1 protein-coding gene is annotated in these 807 nt (G+C 39.9%); it reads right to left on the bottom strand.

Annotated features, from left to right (window positions below):
* Positions 1–231: 231 nt before the first annotated feature.
* Positions 232–807 (bottom strand): hypothetical protein (locus AB4486_RS24675; protein ID WP_372119319.1); only part of this gene is annotated, 576 nt, incomplete at its 5' end.

Genomic DNA, 807 nt, shown 5'->3' with positions numbered 1-807 from the left:
GTACACAATGTTAGATACAAAAATGGCGAGTCCTATGACTCGCCATTTTTATGTAATTTAAAATCTAATGGATAGGCTCAAAGCTTATGTGTAGCACCAATAAAGTTTGCCCGTAAGAGTGTTTTGTGACAATAAAGTTTGCCCGCAGTAAACAGCTCTCAGCGAAAAAGATAGCGAATTAAACATCACTTGCTAGATCTAAGTTCATTTACTCCGATTAGCTCATCGCTATCATATTAACCCACCAAACTCCCCTACCACTAGTGCTTCATCAGTCCTTCCGATCTCCGTTACTAACGGCCCCCAAACATGGTCGCTAGTCCTATATAATGTAAATTTGTTCCCCACAAATCGCTTAATCATAGAGGATGTATTGAGCAAATCTTTGAATTCAGGCCTATCTACTTTTTCAGACTGATTGACCCTTTTTCTGCATTCCAAATCGTTGCAAGAGAAACAGGCTCTACTCTTCGGAACAAAAAAAAATTCTTTTAATTGCTTCTTGGGGCCAAAGGTATTGACGAAATAATCAACCTCTTCGTTAAGAAATTTCGACACTCTTGGGTGGTGCTGCAACCACAGCATATGTTTATCGATTCCAAAGCCATGGTTTGGTGGTGAGTAAAACCAAAGACCATCAAACGGCCCAAAATTAGCACCACAATAATCCACCTTGGATGAAATAGACCCGTTTTTCCAACCATTCAATCTTGATACACGGTCAATATTTCTCAAGACACCGCTGATCGAGCTAATTGTGCATACACCCGCTTTTATTGGATAAACTATGAGTCTTTCTTTCCCCCA

The sequence above is a fragment of the Vibrio sp. 10N.222.55.C6 genome, assembly GCF_041473395.1.
Taxonomy (GTDB): Bacteria; Pseudomonadota; Gammaproteobacteria; order Enterobacterales; family Vibrionaceae; genus Vibrio; species Vibrio crassostreae_C.
Note: the sequence above shows the minus strand (reverse complement) of the source record. Positions and strands in the feature narration are given on the sequence as shown.